The 21,901-nt window shown below is 56.7% G+C and carries 19 protein-coding genes and 4 tRNA genes; 5 read left to right on the top strand and 18 right to left on the bottom strand.

What is annotated here, in order from left to right:
- Positions 1-23: 23 nt before the first annotated feature.
- From corA to lptM, 8 genes are all read right to left on the bottom strand, one after another.
- Positions 24-974, bottom strand: a complete 951-nt coding sequence (gene corA / locus ACOTXC_RS19430) for a magnesium/cobalt transporter CorA (protein ID WP_003860807.1) — start codon at positions 972-974, stop codon at positions 24-26.
- Between the two features lie 150 nt (positions 975-1,124).
- Complete coding sequence (gene ysgD / locus ACOTXC_RS19425; RefSeq protein ID WP_212743980.1) at positions 1,125-1,181, bottom strand: YsgD/CorL family protein; 57 nt, start codon at positions 1,179-1,181, stop codon at positions 1,125-1,127.
- A gap of 149 nt (positions 1,182-1,330) precedes the next feature.
- Positions 1,331-3,493, bottom strand: a complete 2,163-nt coding sequence (uvrD, locus tag ACOTXC_RS19420) for a DNA helicase II (RefSeq protein ID WP_017383586.1) — start codon at positions 3,491-3,493, stop codon at positions 1,331-1,333.
- Between the two features lie 79 nt (positions 3,494-3,572).
- Positions 3,573-4,289 (bottom strand): 5-amino-6-(5-phospho-D-ribitylamino)uracil phosphatase YigB, encoded by a 717-nt coding sequence (gene yigB / locus ACOTXC_RS19415; RefSeq protein ID WP_022646664.1) that lies wholly within the window; start codon positions 4,287-4,289, stop codon positions 3,573-3,575.
- Entirely contained in the window at positions 4,289-5,191 is a 903-nt protein-coding gene (gene xerC, locus ACOTXC_RS19410; RefSeq protein ID WP_022646663.1) for a tyrosine recombinase XerC, read from the bottom strand. The genes yigB and xerC overlap by 1 nt, the downstream gene beginning before the upstream one ends.
- Positions 5,188-5,895 (bottom strand): DUF484 domain-containing protein, encoded by a 708-nt coding sequence (locus tag ACOTXC_RS19405; protein ID WP_023295731.1) that lies wholly within the window; start codon positions 5,893-5,895, stop codon positions 5,188-5,190. Before ACOTXC_RS19405 ends, xerC begins: the two co-directional genes overlap by 4 nt.
- The gene (dapF, locus tag ACOTXC_RS19400) at positions 5,892-6,716 is read right to left on the bottom strand and encodes a diaminopimelate epimerase (RefSeq protein ID WP_022646661.1); all 825 of its coding nucleotides are present in this window, start codon (positions 6,714-6,716) and stop codon (positions 5,892-5,894) included. The genes ACOTXC_RS19405 and dapF overlap by 4 nt, the downstream gene beginning before the upstream one ends.
- A gap of 35 nt (positions 6,717-6,751) precedes the next feature.
- Positions 6,752-6,955, bottom strand: a complete 204-nt coding sequence (lptM, locus tag ACOTXC_RS19395) for an LPS translocon maturation chaperone LptM (RefSeq protein ID WP_006812373.1) — start codon at positions 6,953-6,955, stop codon at positions 6,752-6,754.
- A 135-nt stretch (positions 6,956-7,090) separates the two neighbouring features.
- Here lptM and cyaY point away from each other — a divergent pair, with 135 nt between their 5' ends.
- Positions 7,091-7,411, top strand: a complete 321-nt coding sequence (cyaY, locus tag ACOTXC_RS19390) for an iron donor protein CyaY (protein WP_032626549.1) — start codon at positions 7,091-7,093, stop codon at positions 7,409-7,411.
- Positions 7,412-7,828: 417 nt separating this feature from the next.
- Here the strand turns inward: cyaY and cyaA are convergent, their stop codons facing one another.
- On the bottom strand, positions 7,829-10,372 hold the full coding sequence (gene cyaA / locus ACOTXC_RS19385; RefSeq protein WP_022646660.1) for a class I adenylate cyclase: 2,544 nt from the start codon (positions 10,370-10,372) through the stop codon (positions 7,829-7,831).
- Positions 10,373-10,721: 349 nt separating this feature from the next.
- On the opposite strand from cyaA, the gene hemC reads away from it, so the two are divergent.
- The 4 genes from hemC to hemY are packed head-to-tail and all read left to right on the top strand — an operon-like array spanning position 10,722 to position 14,798.
- Positions 10,722-11,663 (top strand): hydroxymethylbilane synthase, encoded by a 942-nt coding sequence (hemC, locus tag ACOTXC_RS19380; protein ID WP_038415042.1) that lies wholly within the window; start codon positions 10,722-10,724, stop codon positions 11,661-11,663.
- Positions 11,660-12,400 carry a uroporphyrinogen-III synthase gene (hemD, locus tag ACOTXC_RS19375; protein ID WP_023299041.1) on the top strand — a complete coding sequence of 247 codons (741 nt, stop codon included), beginning with the start codon at positions 11,660-11,662 and terminating at the stop codon, positions 12,398-12,400. The genes hemC and hemD overlap by 4 nt, the downstream gene beginning before the upstream one ends.
- A gap of 20 nt (positions 12,401-12,420) precedes the next feature.
- Positions 12,421-13,596 (top strand): uroporphyrinogen-III C-methyltransferase, encoded by a 1,176-nt coding sequence (gene hemX, locus ACOTXC_RS19370; RefSeq protein ID WP_421767911.1) that lies wholly within the window; start codon positions 12,421-12,423, stop codon positions 13,594-13,596.
- A gap of 2 nt (positions 13,597-13,598) precedes the next feature.
- Positions 13,599-14,798 carry a protoheme IX biogenesis protein HemY gene (gene hemY / locus ACOTXC_RS19365; RefSeq protein WP_032622057.1) on the top strand — a complete coding sequence of 400 codons (1,200 nt, stop codon included), beginning with the start codon at positions 13,599-13,601 and terminating at the stop codon, positions 14,796-14,798.
- A gap of 539 nt (positions 14,799-15,337) precedes the next feature.
- Here the strand turns inward: hemY and ACOTXC_RS19360 are convergent.
- The 9 genes from ACOTXC_RS19360 to wzxE all read right to left on the bottom strand — a co-directional run bounded on the left by ACOTXC_RS19360 (position 15,338) and on the right by wzxE (position 21,900).
- Positions 15,338-15,414: transfer RNA gene (locus ACOTXC_RS19360), tRNA-Pro, on the bottom strand.
- A 44-nt stretch (positions 15,415-15,458) separates the two neighbouring features.
- Positions 15,459-15,545 (bottom strand) — tRNA-Leu (locus ACOTXC_RS19355).
- A 21-nt stretch (positions 15,546-15,566) separates the two neighbouring features.
- Positions 15,567-15,642, bottom strand: a tRNA-His gene (locus tag ACOTXC_RS19350).
- A 67-nt stretch (positions 15,643-15,709) separates the two neighbouring features.
- Positions 15,710-15,786, bottom strand: a tRNA-Arg gene (locus ACOTXC_RS19345).
- A 102-nt stretch (positions 15,787-15,888) separates the two neighbouring features.
- Positions 15,889-17,274: a bifunctional threonine/serine APC transporter ThrP gene (gene thrP, locus ACOTXC_RS19340; RefSeq protein WP_417930217.1), complete on the bottom strand. Its 1,386-nt coding sequence runs from the start codon at positions 17,272-17,274 to the stop codon at positions 15,889-15,891.
- Between the two features lie 197 nt (positions 17,275-17,471).
- Positions 17,472-18,212 (bottom strand): lipopolysaccharide N-acetylmannosaminouronosyltransferase, encoded by a 741-nt coding sequence (gene wecG, locus ACOTXC_RS19335; protein WP_015570015.1) that lies wholly within the window; start codon positions 18,210-18,212, stop codon positions 17,472-17,474.
- Positions 18,213-18,224: 12 nt separating this feature from the next.
- Positions 18,225-19,577, bottom strand: coding sequence for an ECA oligosaccharide polymerase (gene wzyE / locus ACOTXC_RS19330; RefSeq protein ID WP_017693948.1), 1,353 nt, complete (start codon positions 19,575-19,577; stop codon positions 18,225-18,227).
- A complete protein-coding gene (locus tag ACOTXC_RS19325; protein WP_023305223.1) occupies positions 19,574-20,653 on the bottom strand; it encodes a TDP-N-acetylfucosamine:lipid II N-acetylfucosaminyltransferase in 1,080 nt (359 codons plus the stop codon). Before ACOTXC_RS19325 ends, wzyE begins: the two co-directional genes overlap by 4 nt.
- On the bottom strand, positions 20,650-21,900 hold the full coding sequence (wzxE, locus tag ACOTXC_RS19320) for a lipid III flippase WzxE (RefSeq protein WP_303756247.1): 1,251 nt from the start codon (positions 21,898-21,900) through the stop codon (positions 20,650-20,652). Before wzxE ends, ACOTXC_RS19325 begins: the two co-directional genes overlap by 4 nt.
- Position 21,901 lies beyond the last annotated feature (1 nt).

Raw genomic sequence — 21,901 nt, 5'->3', positions numbered from 1 at the left:
GCGCAGCGCCACCCGCCTGATTTTTACAACCAGTTCTTCCGCTTGAAGTACAGGTACGGCGCCAGCCCGGCGAGGATCATAAAGATAATCGCCCCCGGGTAGCCAAAGCTCCACTTCAGCTCCGGCATAAACTCAAAGTTCATCCCGTAGCTGGATGCCACCAGCGTCGGCGGCAGGAACACCACGGAAACCACCGAGAAGATCTTGATGATGCGGTTCTGCTCGATGTTGATAAAGCCCATTGCCGCCTGCATCAGGAAGTTGACCTTCTGGAACAGGGATTCGTTGTGCGGTAGCAGGGATTCAATATCGCGTAAGATCTCACGCGCCTGCTCCAGCTGACCGCCCGGCAGACGCGCCTTGCGAACCAGGAAGTTCAGCGCGCGCTGGGTATCCATCAGACACAAACGCACCTTCCAGCCGATATCTTCCAGCTCTGCAAGCGTGGACAACGCTTCGTCGTACTCATCGCCCTGATGGCCTTCCATGATCACGCGGCTCAGCTTTTCCAGGTCGCTGTAGATGTTTTCGATTTCATCCGCCAGCTGTTCGATTTTGGTTTCGAACAGATCCAGCAGCAGCTCATAGGCGTTACCGTCCATCATCGCCTGGCTGCGGGCGCGCATGCGGTAGAGACGAAACGCAGGCAGTTCGCGCTCGCGCAGGGTGAACAGGCGGCCATCGCGGATGGTAAACGCCACGGTGGAGTTCCCCGCGTGGTCTTCGGCATCTTCGAAGAAGAAGAAGGAGTGAATGTGCAGGCCGTCTTCGTCTTCAAAAAAACGGGCGGATGCTTCGATGTCTTCCAGTTCCGGGCGTGTCGCCAGGCTTTGCCCCAGTTCAGATTGTACGCGAAGGCGCTCATCGTCGTCCGGCTCGACCAGATCCACCCATACGGCATCAATGAGGGGCTGTGACTCTTCGGCTTCAAGCCGAGTCAGTCGGTTATTTTCGAGTTGAAATGCGCTCAACATGACCGGGACTCCCAATGCAAAAAATATCGGACAGTTCGGTGGGCACACAGAAACAAATTGGGTTTCAGACCATTAAACAGCCTGACTCAGCGCGACGGGAATGATGCAGTCGCTGACAACCACTAAGGCCATCAGCAAGAGGAGATAGCCTTAGGAGTTGTTCCTGGATGACAGGGAATTGAGCCAGTATCTACTGGGTGTGTCCAAGGCGAATGTCCTCTTAGCGTAATCGTGCGCGCATGTTACGCCAGCAATAACTGTGGCGTCAACACGCAACGGAACGCTGAAGGGCATTAATTGACCTTCAACGTATGAGGCTAGCAGATTATTACAAAATAGTGATATTTTTCTGAAAGTTACACACTTTCCAGCTTGGCATAGGCTGCCACCAGCCATTTGATCCCCTGCCCCTGGAACGCGACCTGCAAACGGCTGTGCTCGCCGCTGCCTTCCAGATTGACGATGGTGCCTTCGCCAAACTTCGAGTGGCGCACGCGCTGGCCCAGCTTGTAACCGGTATCGGTTTCCGAGATTGGCGAGCCCATACGCTGATGACTGACCGGACGGCTGATGCTGGCGCGCAGGCGCACCTCTTCCACACACTCTTCCGGCAGTTCGCCGATAAAGCGCGACGGACGGTGATACACCTCTTTCCCGTACAGGCGGCGGGTTTCCGCGTAGGTCAGGGTCAGTTTCTGCATCGCACGGGTCACACCCACGTAGGCCAGACGACGCTCCTCTTCCAGACGCCCGCCTTCATCCAGCGACATCTGGCTCGGGAACATCCCCTCTTCCATCCCGACGATGAACACCTGCGGGAACTCCAGACCTTTCGCGGAGTGCAGGGTCATCAGCTGAACCGCATCCTGCCAGGTATCGGCCTGCCCTTCACCCGCCTCCAGCGCGGCGTGAGAGAGGAATGCCTGCAACGGCATCAGGTCTTCGTCTTCTTCGTTGTAGCTGAACTGGCGCGTTGCCGTCACCAGCTCCTCTAAGTTCTCAATACGGGTCTGGCCCTTCTCGCCTTTTTCCTGCTCGTACATGGTGCGCAGGCCGGAATCTTTGATCACCCGGTCGGTCTGGACGTGCAGCGGCATGTCGGCCGTTTCCTGCGCCAGCGCGTCGATTAACTCCAGGAAGCGCTGCAATGCGCTGGCGGCGCGTCCGGCGAGGGCTTTTTCCTGTAACAGCTCGCGGCATGCCTGCCATAGCGTGAGCTGACGATCGCGCGAGGCCTGACGCACCACGTCCAGCGTACGATCGCCGATGCCGCGCGTCGGCGTGTTCACCACGCGCTCAAACGCCGCATCGTCGTTACGGTTGGCAATCAGACGCAAATACGAGAGCGCATCTTTGATCTCCTGACGTTCGAAGAAGCGCATACCGCCATAAATGCGGTACGGCATGCTCACCTGTAACAGCGCCTCTTCCAGCACGCGCGACTGGGCGTTGCTGCGATAGAGAATGGCACACTGCTCCAGCGCACCGCCGTTCTCCTGCCAGGTTTTAATGCGGTTCACCACGAAGCGGGCTTCGTCGAGCTCGTTGAAGGCGCAGTAAATCGAAATCGGTTCGCCGTCGACGCCATCGGTCCACAGCTTTTTACCCAGTCGCCCGTTGTTGTTCTCAATCAGGGCGTTGGCCGCGCTCAGTATGTTGCTGGTAGAACGGTAGTTCTGCTCCAAACGGATGGTTTGCGCGCCGGGGAAATCGTTGAGAAAGCGCTGGATGTTCTCCACCTGCGCGCCGCGCCAGCCGTAGATAGACTGGTCGTCATCGCCCACGATCATCACCTTGCCGGTATCCCCGGCCAGCAGGCGGATCCACGCGTACTGAATGTTGTTGGTATCCTGGAATTCGTCCACCAAAATGTTGGTGAAGCGTTCACGGTAGTGTTGCAGGATATGTGGTTTGTTGAGCCACAGCTCGTGGGCGCGCAGCAGCAGTTCGGCGAAATCCACCAGACCGGCGCGATCGCACGCTTCCTGATAGGCCTTGTAGACGTTCTGCCAGGTCTGCTCAACCGGGTTACCGAAGCTTTGAATGTGGTGTGGACGCAGCCCTTCGTCTTTCTGACCGTTGATGTACCACATCGCCTGACGCGGCGGCCACTGCTTCTCGTCGAGGTTCATCGCCTTGATCAGACGTTTCAGTAAGCGCAGCTGGTCTTCGCTGTCGAGGATCTGGAAATCCTGCGGCAGGTTAGCGTCCATATGGTGCGCGCGCAGCAGACGGTGCGCCAGGCCGTGGAAGGTGCCAACCCACATGCCGCCCTGGCTGGTGCCCATCAGCTGTGCGATACGGTGGCGCATCTCCGCCGCCGCCTTGTTGGTGAACGTCACGGCCATAATCGAGTACGGCGAGCAGTTCTCCACGCTCTGTAGCCAGGCGATACGGTGAACCAGCACGCGCGTCTTACCACTGCCCGCTCCAGCCAGTACCAGCAGGTTTGTACGCGAGGCGGCAACCGCGTCACGCTGTTTGTCATTAAGGCTGTCGAGCAGGTAAGAAACGTCCATTGGCACCGTCACGTCATGTCGGGCGGGCAAATGTTTCCATTCGCCAAAACCCTGTTAATTTATACAGAACAATTGATGATTATATCAGCGTCGTGAGGGATGCCAACCGTGAAATTTCCACGTGCGGCAGAAGACGGCTATCCGGGGTAGTCATCAGATCGGCATTTTCCGGCTTGATCCAGCAGGCCTGCATGCCGCAGCGGATCGCCCCGGCGACGTCCGTGGTCAGGTCGTCGCCCACGTGCAGGATCTCACCGAGCGGCAAATCCAGTTTTTCCGCCGCCAGATGATACATATCGTTGAACGGCTTCGAGCGTCCGTGCGGGCCCGCGCGCAGCACGAACTGAAAATAGTTCCCCAGACCAAACAGTTCAGGCTGAGCGTTGCCGTTGGTAATGGCGACCAGCGGCCACTTTTCGGCGAGCTTCGCCAGCGTGTCGTGGGTCTCCTGCGGCACGTCGATTCGGCTGCGCCATTTGGCGAAATTTTCCATGGCCGCTTCGGCACCCATGGCCGCGTCCTGCGCGCTCAGGCCGGCATTGAGCATCGCCTGCTCAACCGCACGGCGGCGCCATTCGGTCACGTCATGGTAAATTTCCGGCTCGGTTTCCCGCAGGGACTGACGCAGCTTCTGGAACTCTTTGTTCTGGATCGCTTTCAGCGCAGGATGGTAGTTTTGCACAAACGCCAGCGACTCCTGCTCGGTACGCAGGATCACTGGGCGGTTGTCGTAAAGGGTGTCATCAAGATCAAACGTCAGGGCTGAGATCTGACCGAGTGGGCGGTAAAAACGCATTATTTCCCCCGTTTGGCGCGTGGATGCGCCGCGTCATACACCGAGGCAAGGTGTTGGAAGTCTAAGTGGGTATAGATTTGGGTGGTCGACAGATTCGCGTGACCAAGCAGCTCCTGTACGCCGCGCAGGTCGCCGCTTGATTCCAGCATGTGCGTCGCAAAAGAGTGGCGCAGCTTATGCGGGTGAACGTGGCTGTTCAGCCCCTGCTTAATGCCCCACTCCGCAAAGCGCTTCTGCACGTTACGCGCCGAGATCCGCTTGCCGAGCTTCGACAGGAACAGCGCATCCTCTTCCGCGCCAAACAGACCGCGCAGATCCAGCCAGTGCTCAATCCAGGAGACCGCATTGCGGCCGATCGGCAGGCGGCGCTCTTTGCTGCCCTTGCCCATCACCCACACTTCGCCAGATTCCAGATCGAGGTGCTTTAAGTCGAGGTTCACCAGCTCAGAGAGACGCAGGCCCGCGCCGTACATCACCTCCAGCATCGCGCGGTCGCGCACGGCCAGCGGATCGTTAAGATCGATATCCAGCAGGCGGTTTACGTCGTCGACGTCGATATTTTTCGGCAGATGACGCGGGGCCTTTGGCGTGGCGATCCCTTTTGCCGGGTTGGCTTTCAGACCGCCCTGGCTGACCAGCCAGTCGAAGAAACTGCGCAGGGCAGAGAGCCGGAGCGCCAGGCTCGCCGGGCTTAAGTTTTTTTTACGGCTACGCACAACGAAGCCGCGAACCGTGGCGGCGTCACATTGTTGCCAGCTTTTAAGACCGATTTCATCGGCAATCTGCATGATGGCATCAAGCTGACGCTGATAGTTGAGCAGCGTAATAGGGCTAAGCTGGCGTTCTACGCCAAGATAGCGCAGAAAACGGGTGACGTCAGTGGCGAGCAGTCCGTCCGTCATACGCGCTCAATCCAGCGCTCCAGCAGCTCAGGCAGCATCAGGGCGATCTCCTGCAACAGTTGCGTGCCCTGCCCCTGTTCATAATGATGCGCGTCGCGGCTGGTAAATAACATCACACCCAGGTCACCATCGCGCCCCATCAGCGACATCGCCACCGAGCCGATAGCTTTGGCTTCTGGCAGCACCACCAGCAGTTCTGGCCCGTTAAGCGGCCCCAGATAGTGGTGCTCATGGCCCAGACGCTGAATGCGCAGCGGCTCAAACGCCTGACGGCTCAGCGCCAGATGGGTAAACCCGGACGGCGCGCCAATGCGCCAGCGGTCGGGAAAGAGACGGATCGTCGCGCCTGCCAGCCCCAGCTCGCGCGCCCAGCGGTGGAAGCGGTTGAGGAACTCTTCGAGACTGTGCGCGGAAGCCAGACGCGCCTGAAGGTGCAGAAGACGATAGAACAGGCTTTCGTTATTGCTGGCCTGCTCCATCAGCAGCGTCATGTTCTCTTCGAGCTGATTGATGTGGTTGCGCGAGCGCGCCATGTGCCATTCAACCAGCGACACGGTCTCGCGAACCGGATGCGGCACGCGCATCCTTTCGACGACGCGTGCATTGCGGATAAAAAACTCAGGATTGTGCAGCAGGTAATCCACAACAGCGCTGTCATCCAGCTCCGTTACAGGTTCCCGCAGTTCTTCCCCTGGTTGCTTCATAGATGGATAAACCCGTCATAAACATGTGTCGCCGGGCCAGTCATGTACAGTGGATGACCCGCTCCTTTCCAGGCGATATCAAGACGCCCGCCCGGTAATTCCACGCGAACCTCTTCCGCCAGTAACCCCTGCGAGATACCGACGGCCACCGCCGCACAGGCACCGCTTCCGCAGGCCTGGGTTTCGCCCGCGCCGCGCTCGTAAACCCGCAGGCGAATGTGTTCACGCTTCACCACCTGCATGAAACCGATGTTCGCCCGCTCCGGGAAGCGCTCGTGGCTTTCCAGCACCGGGCCGAGCGTTTCAACCGCCGCGGTTTGCACATCATCTACCTGAATCACGCAGTGCGGGTTACCCATCGAGACGACGCCGCACAATACTGTCTGCTCGGCGGCACGCATAATATAGGTCTTTTCCGCTTTGTTGGCGCGAAACGGCACGGCAGAGGGTTCGAAGTTCGGCTCGCCCATGTTCACGCGCACCAGTTCGTCGTCGGTGACGCTGAGCACCATCCGGCCATTGGCGGTGCTGACGCGGATATCGCGCTTGTTGGTCAGCCCTTTCAGCCGAACAAAGCGGGCAAAACAGCGTGCGCCATTGCCGCACTGGGAAACTTCGCTGCCGTCGGCGTTAAAAATGCGATAGTGGAAGTCCAGGTCAGGATCGTAAGGCGGTTCCACCACCAGCAGCTGGTCAAACCCCACGCCCACGTGCCGATCCGCCAGACGACGGATCAGTTCCGGGGAGAAAAAGACATTCTGCGTTACCGCGTCGACGACCATAAAGTCGTTGCCAAGGCCATGCATTTTAGAGAACTGCATCATTTGCTCCATTGCGCGGGTACAGAACGTAATCGTCAGAGATTGACCTGAGTCGGGCCGCCGTTATTGCCGCGATCGTTGGTATCCGGCGTAGATGACTCGATACCACTTTGCACTGGTTTTGTCGGCGGTGGTGCGTTTTTATCCTCTGGCGGGAAGTACAGTGGTCCCTTCAGTCCACAGCCGGTCAGGCTAAACAGAGTGACAAGAACGGCAAGCGTTCGAAAGACGTTTTTCATGTAGAGGTTGCCCGTAAGTTCAAATCTGTTTCTATCATCGCAGGAGAAGACACAAAAGCAAGAGTTTGCCGCTTTCCTGCAACGGGAATTATTTAGCGTTATACTGCCGCCATCACGAAAAACAGGAATAAAACCATGAACGACAGTGAATTTCATCGCCTTGCCGATACCCTGTGGATGACCATCGAAGAGCGTATCGACGAGTGGGACGGCGACAGCGATATCGATTGTGAAATCAACGGCGGGATCCTGACCTTAAGCTTCGAAAACGGCAGCAAGATTATTATTAACCGTCAGGAGCCGCTTCACCAGGTGTGGCTGGCGGCGAAACAGGGCGGTTATCACTTTGATCTAAAAGGTGACGAGTGGATCTGCGACCGCAGCGGCGAAACGTTCTGGGATCTGCTGGAGCAGGCGGCAACCGCGCAGGCGGGTGAGAACGTGAGTTTCAGGTAGTTTTGTTGCCCGGTGGCGGCTACGCCTTACCGGGCCTACAACGGCTCGAACCATAGTCCGGGTAAGCGTGAGCGCCAACCGCAACAGCAGCTCGGACCGTAGGCCGGGTAAACGTTAGCGCCAACCGCACCAGCAGCTCGGATCGTAGGCCGGGTAAGCGTTAGCGCCACCCGGCAACAGCAGCTCAGACCGTAGGCCGGGTAAGCGTTAGCACCACCCGGCAACAGCGGCTCGGACCGTAGGCCGGGTAAGCGTGAGCGCCAACCGCAACAGCAGCTCGGACCGTAGGCCGGGTAAGCGTTAGCGCCACCCGGCAACAGCAGCTCAGACCGTAGGCCGCGTAAGCGTTAGCGCCACCCGGCAACAGCAGCTCGGACCGTAGGCCGGGTAAGCGTTAGCGCCGCCCGGCGAAAAGGTTCAGGAGAAATACTGCTGCAACAGCGGCGCAGTTTCCTGGTTAGCGGGCACCGCAGGGGTAATCGCCTGCGTACGGAACGGGATCACCTGCGCTCGTCCATCCACATTCACAATCTGGTAGAACTGCGGCAGGTTGAAGTTGATAAAACTTGAGCCGTAGGTAAAGCGATCGTGCGAGGATGAATAGAACCGGCTGACGTCGCGCACCAGCTCCTCTTTGCTGCCTTCACAGTGGTGATACACCTCGGCACGGTTGGTTTCATCCAGAATGTAGATATTAAACCCGGCGTTATCGCCCGACTCCTCGAAGAAGAACTGAATAATCCCTTCACTCGCAAAGCCATCCACCACCTGCGGCAGCTTAACGTGGTTGGTTTCCACCTGAACCGACAGGCCATGCAGTTTGTTGTGTGAAATCGCGCCGTAGAATTCAATGGCGTTCTCCAGCTTCTGCACCGACACGTTCAGGCGCTCAAAGAACAGCCCCCAGGTCTGGCCGGAGACGCGCAGCGCTTTAAAGCGTCCGGTTTCATTCCGGGTGCTGGAAAGACGCAATTCGATGCACTCAGACACCAGCTGCTGCACGCGGGTACGAATCAGGCCGCGAAGGTGCTGGCTGTAGCAGAACACCTCCACGCTGTCCGGCGGCGCGGCATCCTGATGCATCTTGCCGAGGATCGTTTTCAGCGCCTCGATCATCGCCTGCTCGCCGTTAAAGTGCAGGGTACGCACTTCGTTCCACGAGTTGCGGTACAGCAGATCCACGCTGCCCACCAGGCAGTTTTGCTGCTCACCGAAGCTAAAGACGTCCAGCTTACGGAAGTCAAAGTGAACCACCTGATTGCGGAAGGCCGCCGTCGGGTCGTATTCCAGGTTGACGATGATCGCCAGATGGCGAATCTCACACGGGCTGTAGAGCGCTTTTGGCGTCGGCGCAGGCAGACGCAGTGGGAAGTGGTGCGAGACATCCGCCACCATCTCCTGCAATTTGGCTAAATCGACCACCTCGTTGCCCTTGATAAACAACCGGGTGCGTGAGGTGAGAAGGCCGTTAAACCAGGCCCAGGCCACCAGCTTGTTAAGGTAGCGGTTATACTCCAGCGGCTGATGGCTGATGATCGAATCCATGCTTGGCGCACGGTTGTACAGATACCACCCGGTGCGGTTTGCGCGGCCCGGCGGCACGTAGATAAAGGTCAGATTCGGTTCAGACAGGTCAGGCGAAATCTGTGGGTTCACCAGCGTTACCTTGCCCGGCAACGCTTCAAACGCGGCGTACAGTTTACGGGTCAGCACCCCGATATCCTGTGGGCTGGCAGAAACGCTAAGGTTGTTACGGCGGGCAAAGCGGATCAGGTTGCGGTAGCTCTGCATCATCGCATCAAGCAGCTCGTTGTGCGCCTCGCGCACCTGATCGATTTTCCAGTTGGCGCGGTTGTCAAGCATGGCGAGACGCGCTTCGTCCCATCCCCACTCTTTGACTAACTGGCTGACCACTTCACGGCGCCAGCCAACGCAGGCGCGCTCGCGGCTCAGTTTTTCACAGACTTTGAGATAGAAACATCGACGCACCAGGTCAAGACGCGTGGCGTCATCAATGGCCGTCAGGTATTCGGTGACGCGTTCCAGCATCATGCAGTAGGCATCAAGCCCGTAGGAGACGATCTCCCCGTCGTGCAGACGCTGCTTAATATCTTTCGCCAGCAGACGCGGCGTGGGGTATTCCCAGGAGTAGGCTTCCAGCAGCAGGGTTTTCAGCACCGCTTTGTACGGTGAATCAATGCTCTTATAGAGCTGCCAGAGGCTTGCACCAAAGTACTCTTCGGCGGACAGGGAGCTCAGACCGCCCAGATCCAGCCACTCGTTTGGCGTCAGTACGCCCTGCGAGTAAAGCGACATGACGTAGTCGTCATAATTCTCTTCTTCATCGCACGGCACCATATTCCACAGAATACGTTTTCCGGCCAGGCGAACCGCTGTACGGTAAAACTCATCCAGCAACAGAATATGCTGAGTCGAGCCGCAGTCTTCACCACCCAGACTGCCGCTTTCGTTATGGCGGAAACGGTTTTCATCAATCAGGAAGAAGCTCACTTCCACGCCGAGCGACGCCGCCCAGCTCTCCAGCAGACTGCATTTACGCTGCAACAGCTGGCGCTCTTCATTGTCGAGCCAGGACTGATGGCAGACCCAGATATCCAGGTCAGAAGAACAACTTTGCCCAACCGATGACGTGCTGCCCATGGAGTAAACCCCGGTAATCGGCAGCTCGCCTTTCGGCGAAACCTGCGGCGGCATACCACGGTAAAGCTCAAGTTCAGTCAGATAGTGCTGTTGGGTTTCATCAGGCGTGAAGAGGCAAATGCCCTGGGGAACGTTACCATCGAGGTAACCCGGCATTAGCGGATGGTGATAGTGCAACAATGTCGGCAGTAGACTGTATACCTGCTGGAAAGCAGGGCCCATGGCAGCAAGCGCGCGATCCACACGCAATTGATTGATGGCATCCAGTCTCTGTTTCAGAGTCTCAATATAGAGGTACAAGACGTATCGCCTGATGTTTCCGGGTGTCGCACGCCATTCAAAACAGAACAAGCAGCGGACCCGCAGTATTTCAAAAAATAACCGTTACCCTTTTTCGCCTTGTTGTTTTCTGGTGGTACAGACGAAAAAATGGTCTAAAACGTGATCAATTTAACACCTTGCCGGTTGACCGTAAAGAAAGATGCGCTACATACAAGTGTAGCACCGTTCTGTACGTGTAAATTCCTGAATACGGCGGTGGCTGACGCGAACGCCGCCCTGTCCCTCTCACTCTTCATCAACCGTAAAACTGCCATCCGAGTGTCAACAATGTTAGGATGGTTAGCGATTGATAATGACGGTAACAAGCATGTTAGACAATGTTTTGAGAATTGCCACACGCCAAAGTCCTCTTGCGCTCTGGCAGGCACATTATGTTAAGCAGCGCCTGGAAGCCTGCCACACCGGATTACGCGTTGAGCTGGTGCCAATGGTCACGCGTGGCGATGTCATTCTTGATACGCCGCTGGCCAAAGTGGGCGGAAAGGGTCTGTTTGTCAAAGAGCTGGAACTGGCATTGCTTGAGAACCGCGCCGATATCGCCGTGCATTCGATGAAGGATGTGCCCGTTGAGTTCCCGGAAGGGCTGGGGCTGGTGACCATCTGCGAGCGCGAGGATCCGCGCGATGCGTTTGTCTCTAATCGCTATGACTCGCTTGATGCGTTGCCGGCAGGCAGCGTGGTCGGCACGTCAAGTTTACGCCGCCAGTGTCAGTTGGCTGAACGTCGTCCGGATCTGGTGATTCGCTCGCTGCGCGGGAACGTCGGCACACGCCTTGGCAAGCTGGATAACGGCGACTACGATGCCATTATTCTTGCGGTTGCGGGCCTGAAACGCCTGGGGCTGGAAGAACGTATTCGCGTGGCGTTGCCGCCGGAGCTGTCGCTCCCCGCCGTCGGCCAGGGTGCCGTCGGCATTGAGTGTCGTCTGGATGATGCGCGTACTCAGGCACTGCTCGCGCCGCTGAATCATGACGATACCGCCGTTCGCGTAAAAGCCGAGCGCGCGATGAATACTCGCCTCGAAGGAGGCTGTCAGGTGCCAATTGGCAGCTATGCTGAATTAACTGACGGTGAGCTGTGGCTGCGTGCGCTGGTTGGCGCGCCGGACGGCTCGCAGATGGTTCGCGGTGAACGTCGCGGCAAGCCGCAGGATGCCGAGGCGCTTGGCGTATCGCTGGCGGAAGAGCTGCTGAGTAACGGCGCGCGTGAAATTCTGGCTGAGGTCTATAACGGAGAGCCCCCTGCATGAGCATACTTGTCACCCGCCCTTCTCCCGCAGGAGAGCAGTTAGTGAGCCGTCTGCGCGCACTGGGGCAGGTGGCCTGGAGTTTTCCGTTGATTGAATTCTCCCCCGGTCGCGAGCTGCCTACGCTCGCTGACCAGATGCGTGCCTTGCAGGAAGGTGATCTGCTCTTTGCGCTATCGCAGCATGCCGTGGAATTTGCCCATGCGCAGCTACAACAGCAGGGCGTTAACTGGCCCCACGCACCCCGCTATTTCGCCATCGGGCGCACCACGGCGCTGGCCTTACATACCGCGAGCGGAATCGATGTTCGTTACCCGTTAGATCGGGAAATCAGCGAAGTCTTGCTACAATTACCTGAATTACAAACTATTGCCGGAAAGCGTGCGCTCATTTTGCGCGGCAACGGTGGCCGCGAACTGCTGGGCGAGACGCTGCGCGAACGCGGCGCAGACGTGACGTTTGTGGAGTGCTATCAGCGCTGTGCGAAACACTATGATGGCGCGGAAGAAGCCATGCGCTGGCATGCGCGCGGCATTAATACGCTGGTGGTTACCAGCGGTGAAATGTTACAACAGCTTTGGTCGCTGATTCCGCTTTGGTATCGCGAAAACTGGTTACTCCGCTGTCGGCTTCTGGTCGTCAGCGAGCGTCTGGCGAACCACGCCCGGGAACTGGGCTGGCAGGATATTCGGATCGCTGATAACGCCGACAACGATGCGCTGCTGCGCGCATTACAATAACTCTCAAATGGGAAGCCATAATGACGGAACACGAAAAATCCTCCGCCGTGGTTGAAGAGACCAGGGAGACTGTGGACACCACGTCACAGCCAGAGACGACAGACAAAACCGTTGAGAAGAAAAACGGCAGCAATAAAACCAGCCTCACGCTGAGCGTGATTGCCATCGCGATTGCGCTGGCCGCAGGCGTGGGTCTCTACGGACTGGTGAAGAAACAAGGCACCAACCAGACGGCCACCAGCGACGCGCTGGTTAACCAAATCACCGCCCTACAGAAAGCGCAGGAGACGCAAAAAGCTGAGCTGGAAGGCGTGATCAAACAGCAGGCTGCCGCCCTCGCCGACGCGAACAGCAAACGTGAAGAGTTGACCAAACAGCTGAGCGAAGTGCAGGAGAAAGTCGCCACGATTTCGGGAACCGATGCCAAAACCTGGCTGCTCTCACAGGCCGATTTTCTGGTGAAGCTGGCCGGGCGCAAGCTCTGGAGCGATCAGGATGTCACCACCGCCGCCGCGCTGCTGAAAAGCGCCGACGCAAGCCTGGCCGATATGAACGATCCGAGCCTCATCAACGCACGCCGCGCTATTACGGAAGATATCGCCAGCCTGTCTGCGGTTTCTCAGGTCGACTACGACGGTATCATCCTTAAGGTAAATCAGCTCTCCAACCAGATTGATAACCTTCAGCTGGCCGATAACAACGACGATGACTCCCCGATGGATTCTGACGGCACCGAGCTGTCCAGCTCCCTGAGCGAATGGCGTATCAACCTGCAAAAGAGCTGGCAGAACTTTATGGACAGCTTTATTACCATTCGCCGCCGCGATGAAACCGCCGTGCCGCTGCTGGCACCGAACCAGGATGTTTATCTGCGCGAAAACATTCGCTCCCGCCTGCTGGTGGCTGCTCAGGCCGTACCGCGTCACCAGGAAGAGACCTACAAACAGGCGCTGGATAACGTTTCAACGTGGGTACGTGCTTACTACGATACCAATGACGCAACCACGACCGCGTTCCTGGAGGATATCGACAAGCTGAGCCAGCAAAACATCACCATGAACGTGCCGGACAAGCTGGAAAGCCAGCCGATTCTGGAGAAGATCATGCAGACGCGCGTGCGTAACCTGCTGGCCCAGCCGGGCGTTCCGGCAGAGCGCCCGGCTGAAGCGCCTGAAAGCGCGCCGCAAGGAGAGTGATGATGCTAAAAGTCTTCTTACTCTTCATCCTGCTGATCGCCGGGATTGTACTGGGACCGATGCTCGCGGGTCACCAGGGTTACGTATTGATCCAGACCGATAACTACAACGTCGAAACCAGCGTGACAGGGCTGGTGATCATCCTGATCCTGGGTGTGGTCGTCCTGCTGGCAGTGGAATGGATCCTGCGTCGGATTTTCCGTACCGGGGTTCACACGCGCGGCTGGTTCGTTGGCCGTAAGCGCCGTCGCGCCCGTAAGCAGACCGAGCAAGCGTTGCTGAAGCTGGCCGAAGGCGACTATCAGCAGGTTGAAAAGCTGATGTCGAAAAATGCCGACCATGCAGAACAGCCGGTTGTTAACTATCTGCTGGCCGCTGAGGCGGCGCAACAGCGAGGCGATGAGGCCCGCGCCAATCAGCATCTTGAACGCGCATCTGAGCTCTCAACTAAGGATCCGATTCCGGTTGAGATCACCCGCGTTCGTCTGCAACTGGCGCGCAATGAAAACCATGCCGCACGTCACGGCGTTGACCGTCTGCTGGAAATTACCCCTCGTCATCCGGAAGTGCTGCGTCTTGCGGAGCAGGCATACATTCGGACAGGTGCCTGGGGTTCGCTGCTGGACATTATCCCTTCCATGGCGAAAGCCGACGTGGGTGATGATGAACATCGTGATGAACTTCAGCGTCTGGCCTGGATTGGCCTGATGGATCAGGCGCGCGCCGATCTTGGCAGCGACGGCCTGAAAACCTGGTGGAAAAACCAGAGCCGCAAAACGCGCCAGCAGGTTCCCCTTCAGGTGGCGATGGCAGAACATCTGATTGAGTGTGACGACCATGACACCGCGCAGGAGATCCTTCTCGACGGTCTCAAGCGACAGTATGATGACCGCCTGGTGATGGTCATCCCGCGTCTGAAAACCAACAATCCGGAACAAATAGAAAAAGCATTGCGCCAGCAGATCAAAACCGTGGGCGATCGCCCGCTGCTGTGGAGTACGCTGGGCCAGTCTTTGATGAAACACGGCGAGTGGCAGGAGGCGAGTCTCGCCTTCCGCGCAGCGCTGAAGCAACGCCCGGACGCATTTGATTACGCCTGGCTTGCTGATTCGCTGGACAAGCAGCACAAGCCGGAAGAGGCCGCAGCCATGCGGCGTGATGGGCTTCTGCTTACGCTACACAATAACGGAACGCAGCAGTAATTATCCAGGAGGCCAGATGGCCTCCTTTTTTGTACCCATAAAAAAACGCCTGCTATAAAAGCAGGCGTTAAAACAGGTCTGTAAGACAACATATTTGGTGCTTCACTCAACGTTATGTCCATGGTGTTTGATGAGGCCGAAGCGACATCTGTCAGTGGACGATAAGCACCGTAAACGGCTCTGCGTCATTCCTGAGTTTATGAGGCCTTAGGGCGAACATAAGAGATGGAATGAGCATCTACACGCATATTATTGCATGTAATGTGCCAGGTTTACACGCATAACTTTTACATCGCGCAACATTTTAAGATAAAAGGAAATTATGTTGTTAAGAGACGCCTTACGCCATACAAAATCGCGCTAAGGGCGGAAATCTGTCGTCACCAGGAGACAGGTTAAGAGAGAAAATAATAAATTCTTTATTATTAACAGCTTATATGTCGCTGAATCGCGACAAGGATATAGAGTGTTGTCGGGGAATGGCTACAGGATGAAAAAGCGCAGAAAACAAAAAACCCCGCCGAAGCGGGGTTCAAAATTGGTCGGCGAGAGAGGATTCGAACCTCCGACCCACTGGTCCCAAACCAGTTGCGCTACCAAGCTGCGCTACTCGCCGATGTACTGCTTTTTTGAATTTTTAGTTCAACTCATTAAAAGTCGTGGTGCGAGGGGGGGGACTTGAACCCCCACGTCCGTAAGAACACTAACACCTGAAGCTAGCGCGTCTACCAATTCCGCCACCTTCGCAATTCACAACTCTTTCAATAATGGGGTGGCTAATGGGATTCGAACCCACGACAACTGGAATCACAATCCAGGGCTCTACCAACTGAGCTATAGCCACCACTGTATTCTTTCACGCGGTTCTGACTACTTCTCAGACCACCGCAGCTCTAGCGCCGGGACTAAAATGGCGCGCCCGACAGGATTCGAACCTGAGACCTCTGCCTCCGGAGGGCAGCGCTCTATCCAGCTGAGCTACGGGCGCTTAGCGCCGTTGCGGGGCTGGATATTACGTACCTCCGACCCCGCTGTCTAGTGCTTTTTTGAAAAAAATGCGCGTTTGGTTATGGTTTGCACATTTTGCCGCTTATTCCTCCACTTTATGGGCGGAGCCACGGCGACCCAGGCCAAAAAGTTTATATGCAGCTGTGACGGCAGCCAGGAAGATCATCCCGACAAACAGCGACATGCGGGTATCTTCATTAAAGTACATTCCAATTAATACGCAAATCAGGAACGCCATCGTCAAATAGTTCGCATACGGGAACAGAATGGAACGGAATGGATGGCTGGCGATCGCTTCTTTGTGCGCCTGTCGGAAACGCAGCTGGCTAATCAAAATGACAAACCACGGTACCATCCCCGGCAGCACGCTGGCGCTATAAACATAAACAAACACGCGCTGCGGATTCGGGATGATGTAGTTCAGGCAAGAGCCAATCAGCAGAATCACAATCGACACCGCTACGCCCGCCACCGGTACACCCACGCAGGAGACTTTACCCATCACCGCCGGCAGCTGTTTGTTTTGCGAGAGCGCGTAAAGCATACGCCCACAGCTGTACATTCCGCTGTTACAGCCGGAGAGCGCCGCCGTCAGCACCACAAAGTTGATAATGGCGGCTGCCGCCGTGATGCCAATCTTAGCGAAGGTTAAGACAAACGGGCTGCCGGTGGTGCCGATCTCGTTCCATGGGAAAATGGTCACGATAACGAAGATCGCGCCCACATAGAAAATCAGGATACGCCACAGCACCTTGCCTACCGCGCTACGCAGCGTGACCTGTGGGTTTTTCGCCTCACCAGCGGTAATGCCGATCAGCTCAACGCCCTGATAGGAGGCGACAACGATACAGAGTGCCGTCAGAAAGCCCTTCCAGCCGCCCGCAAAGAAGCCGCCGTGCCCGGTCAGGTTACCAAAACCGATAGCGTGCCCGCCGTTACCGAAGCCAAAGAAGATGACCCCAAGGCCAACGACAATCATCACGATGATGGTGGTGACTTTGATCATCGCAAACCAGAACTCGATTTCGCCGTAAAGACGAACGGCGGCAAGGTTCGCCAGCGCCACCAGCCCTACGGCAATAAGCGCGGGTATCCACTGGGCCATCTCCGGGAACCAGAACTGCACGTAGACCCCGATGGCGGTGATCTCCGAAATCCCCACGGCCATCCACATAAACCAGTACGACCAGGCCGTGAGATAACCAAAGAACGGGCTCATATACCGGTGGGCGTAAACGGCGAAAGAGCCCGTCACCGGCTCCAGAAACAGCATTTCGCCCATTGAGCGCATGATGAAGAAGACGAACAGTCCGGCAATAATATACGCCAGCAGGACGGAAGGCCCCGCCCACTTCAGCGTGCTTGCCGAGCCCATAAACAGGCCAACGCCGATAGTCCCGCCCAGCGCGATCAGTTCAATATGTCGAGCTTCCAGCCCACGCTGAAGCTCCGGTTTTTTCTCTGCCATAATTCCTCGGTTGTGTTTGCTGTTTCCCGACTTGTTGCCGGGTATTGTTTTGAGGGGTACTGAAATACGGAGCGAATGGTTTCTTAAATTCTGGCAAATGGCAAACAATGCATTAAAAAAATGAATGCATTGCACATAAACTCAGCAGTTTTGCGGGGGGCGTTGCAGCGCGAACAGCAGATCGCGCTGCATATTGATTACATTTTCCCGGTGTAGTGCCAGGCGAGGTAGCGCAGAAGGCGAATCTGTCGTTTTATACGCGTCGGTTGGGAGAGCAGGCGGTAGAGCCACTCCAGCCCCAGATTTTGCCAGACTTTGGGCGCACGCTTAACGTGGCCGGTAAAGACGTCGTAGGTGCCGCCAACGCCCATATAAAGCGCATCCGGGCTGACCAGACGGCAATCGCGCATCAGTATTTCCTGGCGCGGCGACCCCATAGCGACAGTGACAATTTTCGCCCCGCTGTCGCGCACGCGCTCATATAACGCCTGGCGATCTTCCGGCCTGAAATAGCCATCCTGACTGCCCACTATGTTAACATTCCACTGGCTACGCAGCTTTTGTTCGGTCTGCGCCAGCACCTCTGGCTTGCCGCCGATCAAAAATACCGGCGTGCCTTCAGCGCCTGCGCGCTCCATAAGCCGCTCCCAAAGGTCAGCACCCGCCACGCGAGACACATTAGCGTCTGGAAACTTTTTACGAATTGAACGCACCACGCTAATACCGTCTGCGTATTTAAACTCCGCGGCTTCAATCAGGCTTTTCACTTCCGCATTATCTTCAACCGCCAGCATTTTTTCTGCGTTGATGGCCACCAGCGTGCCCGACTTCATCTGCCCGTCCGCGAACAGAAAATCCAGCGCGTGCTGCATGTCACGCCAGCCAATCAGCTGTAGCCCGCGCAGTGCATAACGCGGGGCTGAAGTTGTATCCGTCATGATAATCCCTACTCAGACTTGCGACAGCGTTGTGCTGCCCTGTGGCTCACGTCTGTGCACAAGCCCTGCACTGTCAAACAACCAGTACAGCAGTTTTGCCAGCAGCAGACAGAGTCCGAAAACGACCATAAAGAACACCACGCGTGAGACGAATGAATCCAGCCCCTCGCGCGCCAGAACGATCATATTGAAAATGGCACCGAAACAGAAACTGTGCAAAACAGCGGCTTTGTAGCGGTTGGTCTCTTCGTTACCCAGCGTATATAGCCAGTCGAACCATTTTATTATCAGCCCTACCGCGATCGCGCCAGGCAGGATAAACCACGTTCCGCCCATCACTACCAGCGAGCCAATCAGGGTTGGGGAAATCGCCAGACCCGAATGGTTGTTCAGCACTTCCCAGGTGAAGTAGTTCGCCGTGTTCAGGACAATGCCGGGACGATCGGGCCACAGCCACGTCGGTATAAAGACATAGAAATCGCGAACAATCGGCGCCAGCCCCTGGAATTCGATCTTGTCGTAGTTTTGCAGCAGTAATGCCAGGTTTTCCCACGGCGAGAAGGTGTCGCGCGTCAGATACAGGAAGGTGTAAAACGCTTCGTCGCCGGCCACGTTCAGCCCGTAGCGCTTCAGCGCCAGCCAGAACATCCCCACAATGCCAAAGACGCCTGCCGCCGCCAGCATCCACAGCGAGATCCAGCCGCGAATAATGCCGATAAACAGGAAAATCGCGAAGGCGATAATGATGTTGGCGCGGGTGCCGCCGACGATCATGTAGGTCAGAATGCCAAATGCGACGGTGCTGACCAGGAAGAACAGCCAGGCTTTGCTGTCCTGACGCAGGAAAAAGACCACCAGCATCGCCGGGATAAAGAAATAGAAGAAACGCTTGAGCGCGACGCCGGAGACTTCGGCGGAGAAAATCTGGCTATAGGACTGCAACTTAAACAGTAAAAAGCCGTTATGCATGAAGAAAATCGCCACGCTGACGAGGGCGATAGTCATCAGCATAACCCACGTCAGATGGGTTTCTACCCGGTTCATGGTAAACAGCGGACGACGAGGGGTGGTGTCTTTTGCCGCGCGCAGGCGCGTTTTATAAGTGACGTAGTACACCGCGTAGAAGCAGGTCGCAGAGAGCAGCGCCTGCAACAAGATTTCCGGCGGCGCGACGCCAACATCAAAGCGGAACACGAGGATGCTGGTCAGCGGGAAGCCAAAGAAAAAGGTCAGCAAAAACAGCAGCGAGAAGAATACGTTGAAGTTAAAACGTACCCGCCGGAATTCAAACCAGGTGAGCGTGGCGATAAACAGCGTGCTCAGCAGCCAGACCACCAGCAAGCCGCTAAACTGCAACTGGCTCATGCGTTGTCTCCTGAAGCAATACGCAGCGCGCGGTGCCACGGCGTGAGGTAGTTCGGGCTGAAAAAGTCGATGCTATTTTTATCCACCAGCGTGAGCTGACGCTGCGCTTCCCGTACCACCTCGACATTAAGCGTGTCAGAGGTAAACAGCACCGGAATATGCTGCTCGGCCATGTCCTGCCAGAACGGGTTTTCGCGGTTGAGCACGCAGGGTACGCCCGCCTGAATCAGCAGACACAGCGTGCCAATCCCCTGCTGACGGGCAAAGATGAAATAGCCCAGATCGCATTTTCGCAGCAGCGCGAGATAGTCATCAAATTCCAGCTTATCGCTGAGAATGTGCAGGTTTTCCGCGCTAAACAGCGCAAGCCCCTGCTGGCGAACTTCATCGATGTAGGCGTCGTTATTGGCGGGATAGCCCATCGGCACCACCACGTTCACCGTGTCGCCAAACTGCTGATGCACCGCCCTCAGCGCCGCGACATGCTCGTTACTGCGATCGCCGGAATTCCCCACCAGGATGGTCAGCTTGCCCTCTCGAACCGTGTCATTCGCCATGGTGTTCAGCGCCGGATCCATACGGGTCGGGAAATAGAGCAGCTCCCCGCGAACCTTCGGGTGCTGTTTAGCAAAATAGTTGAGATCGCCTCGGGTAGCAAAAACGCAGCCCACGCGCGCCTGCGCCAGACGACGCAGCGGATAGAAAAGTCGGAACTTCCAGCCACGGGAGACTTCGTAGAGATCCGCTCCCCAGATATGCCAGCTGAACTGAGAAGGTTTGATCCCGCCGCTTAACAGCGCCAGCCACAGTCCGGTATTGAACTGTCCATGGAAGAAGAAACGTTGGCTTCGATCCGCTTTGGCTTTAGCAACCACGGCCTTCGTCAGCGCCGCTTTGTCTGGCCAGAAGGTGATATGCAATGCCGGACACGCCGCGCTCAGGCCGTTATCGCATCCAACGACCATAAACTCACGCGCATCGGGCGTGCCGGATGCCAGTTCATCGTTGAAGAACCGCAGAACGGTCTGGTTATGATGCGGGATATCCGATCCCAGTATGTGTATCAGTGCAGTCATGCGCGTTTACGCCAAAGTAAAAATACGCCGCAACAGGCAGCGAAATAAACGATATAAGTTGCCATATAGGCCTGCGCCGCCCCCAGCGCACCGTGGGTGGGGATCAGCCAGTGAGAAAATGCCGTTAGCAGCGCAAACTGGCCGATCTCTGCCAGGATATACAACCGCAGCGAAGCCTTCGCAATCACCAGATAGCCGAAAACGTATGCCCCCACTTTCAGCACATCGCCGACCAGTTGCCAGGCAAACAGATCGCGCATGGCGGTAAACTTCGCTGAAAACAGCAGCCAGATGGCGAAATCACGCAGTAACCACACGGTAAAGCTGGCGATCGCAACCGCCGGCAACACGAAACGCAGGGCGCGAAAAATCTCGCGGGTAATATCCTGCCTGGACGTCAGGCGCGATAAGGTTGGCAGCAAATAGACGCTAAAGGAAGCCGTAATAAATTGGAGGTAAGCATCTGAAATGCTGCTTACGCCCTGCCAGATCCCCACTTCATCCCAGCTGTAATGCGCTGCCAGCAGGTTTCGCATCATCACGTAAGCCACGGGAAGCGTTACCGAAGTGATGAGCGCCATCAGGGTAAACTTTCCTAGCTGCCCCGCCAGCATCTTGTCCCACTGCGGTTTCAGGTAACCCAGCGGGACATTGCCTCTGCGCATCAGCATAAACGCTGCCGGAACGACAACGAGCGCAGGCACCAGCGCCAGCCCCAGCAGCGCGCCTTCATAGCCGCCCAGTCGATAGCAAAAGTAGTAGGCGATAACGCCGATGATGCTGCCGAGGATCAGCGCCAGCGCATTCCCGGCGGCATCACGGAAGCCTTTCATCAGCGCCAGCAGCAGGTTCGCCCAGGCGATGCCCATCTGAACGAACGCCACCAGGCGCACCAGTCCCTGATAGTGCGTGTGTCCGAACAGTCCCTGACTAACAGGTGCCGCCGCCAGCAAAAAGACGATGGCCAGCAACGTAGAGAAGCCCAGCACCATAGCAGAGGAGGTGCCCACCACCGTGCGAAGCTTTTCGGCATCGTCATGATGCTGCGCGACGTATTTGGTGACGCCATTGAATATCCCGGCACCTGCCAGCACGCCAAGCACTGTGACCAGCTGGCGGAAGTTCCCTGCCAGCCCAACGCCTGACGGACCAAATGAGACGGCCAGCAGCTTGACGACCAGTAACCCGGCGCCAATTTTTACTAGTGTGGACGCTGCCGTCCACACCGACGCTTTTGCCAGAGACATA

The organism is Enterobacter cloacae complex sp. IR5428, from assembly GCF_049238585.1.
Lineage (GTDB): Bacteria > Pseudomonadota > Gammaproteobacteria > Enterobacterales > Enterobacteriaceae > Enterobacter > Enterobacter intestinihominis.
Note: the sequence above shows the minus strand (reverse complement) of the source record. Positions and strands in the feature narration are given on the sequence as shown.

What these genes read in the sequence shown, in the direction of transcription:
- corA (WP_003860807.1), bottom strand. Translation starts at nt 974, where the DNA reads ATGTTGAGCGCATTTCAACTCGAAAATAACCGACTGACTCGGCTTGAA.
- uvrD (WP_017383586.1), bottom strand. Translation starts at nt 3,493, where the DNA reads ATGGACGTTTCTTACCTGCTCGACAGCCTTAATGACAAACAGCGTGAC.
- yigB (WP_022646664.1), bottom strand. Translation starts at nt 4,289, where the DNA reads ATGCGTTTTTACCGCCCACTCGGTCAGATCTCAGCCCTGACGTTTGAT.
- xerC (WP_022646663.1), bottom strand. Translation starts at nt 5,191, where the DNA reads ATGACGGACGGACTGCTCGCCACTGACGTCACCCGTTTTCTGCGCTAT.
- ACOTXC_RS19405 (WP_023295731.1), bottom strand. Translation starts at nt 5,895, where the DNA reads ATGAAGCAACCAGGGGAAGAACTGCGGGAACCTGTAACGGAGCTGGAT.
- dapF (WP_022646661.1), bottom strand. Translation starts at nt 6,716, where the DNA reads ATGCAGTTCTCTAAAATGCATGGCCTTGGCAACGACTTTATGGTCGTC.
- lptM (WP_006812373.1), bottom strand. Translation starts at nt 6,955, where the DNA reads ATGAAAAACGTCTTTCGAACGCTTGCCGTTCTTGTCACTCTGTTTAGC.
- cyaY (WP_032626549.1), top strand. Translation starts at nt 7,091, where the DNA reads ATGAACGACAGTGAATTTCATCGCCTTGCCGATACCCTGTGGATGACC.
- hemC (WP_038415042.1), top strand. Translation starts at nt 10,722, where the DNA reads ATGTTAGACAATGTTTTGAGAATTGCCACACGCCAAAGTCCTCTTGCG.
- hemD (WP_023299041.1), top strand. Translation starts at nt 11,660, where the DNA reads ATGAGCATACTTGTCACCCGCCCTTCTCCCGCAGGAGAGCAGTTAGTG.
- hemX (WP_421767911.1), top strand. Translation starts at nt 12,421, where the DNA reads ATGACGGAACACGAAAAATCCTCCGCCGTGGTTGAAGAGACCAGGGAG.
- hemY (WP_032622057.1), top strand. Translation starts at nt 13,599, where the DNA reads ATGCTAAAAGTCTTCTTACTCTTCATCCTGCTGATCGCCGGGATTGTA.
- thrP (WP_417930217.1), bottom strand. Translation starts at nt 17,274, where the DNA reads ATGGCAGAGAAAAAACCGGAGCTTCAGCGTGGGCTGGAAGCTCGACAT.
- wecG (WP_015570015.1), bottom strand. Translation starts at nt 18,212, where the DNA reads ATGACGGATACAACTTCAGCCCCGCGTTATGCACTGCGCGGGCTACAG.
- wzyE (WP_017693948.1), bottom strand. Translation starts at nt 19,577, where the DNA reads ATGAGCCAGTTGCAGTTTAGCGGCTTGCTGGTGGTCTGGCTGCTGAGC.
- ACOTXC_RS19325 (WP_023305223.1), bottom strand. Translation starts at nt 20,653, where the DNA reads ATGACTGCACTGATACACATACTGGGATCGGATATCCCGCATCATAAC.
- wzxE (WP_303756247.1), bottom strand. Translation starts at nt 21,900, where the DNA reads ATGTCTCTGGCAAAAGCGTCGGTGTGGACGGCAGCGTCCACACTAGTA.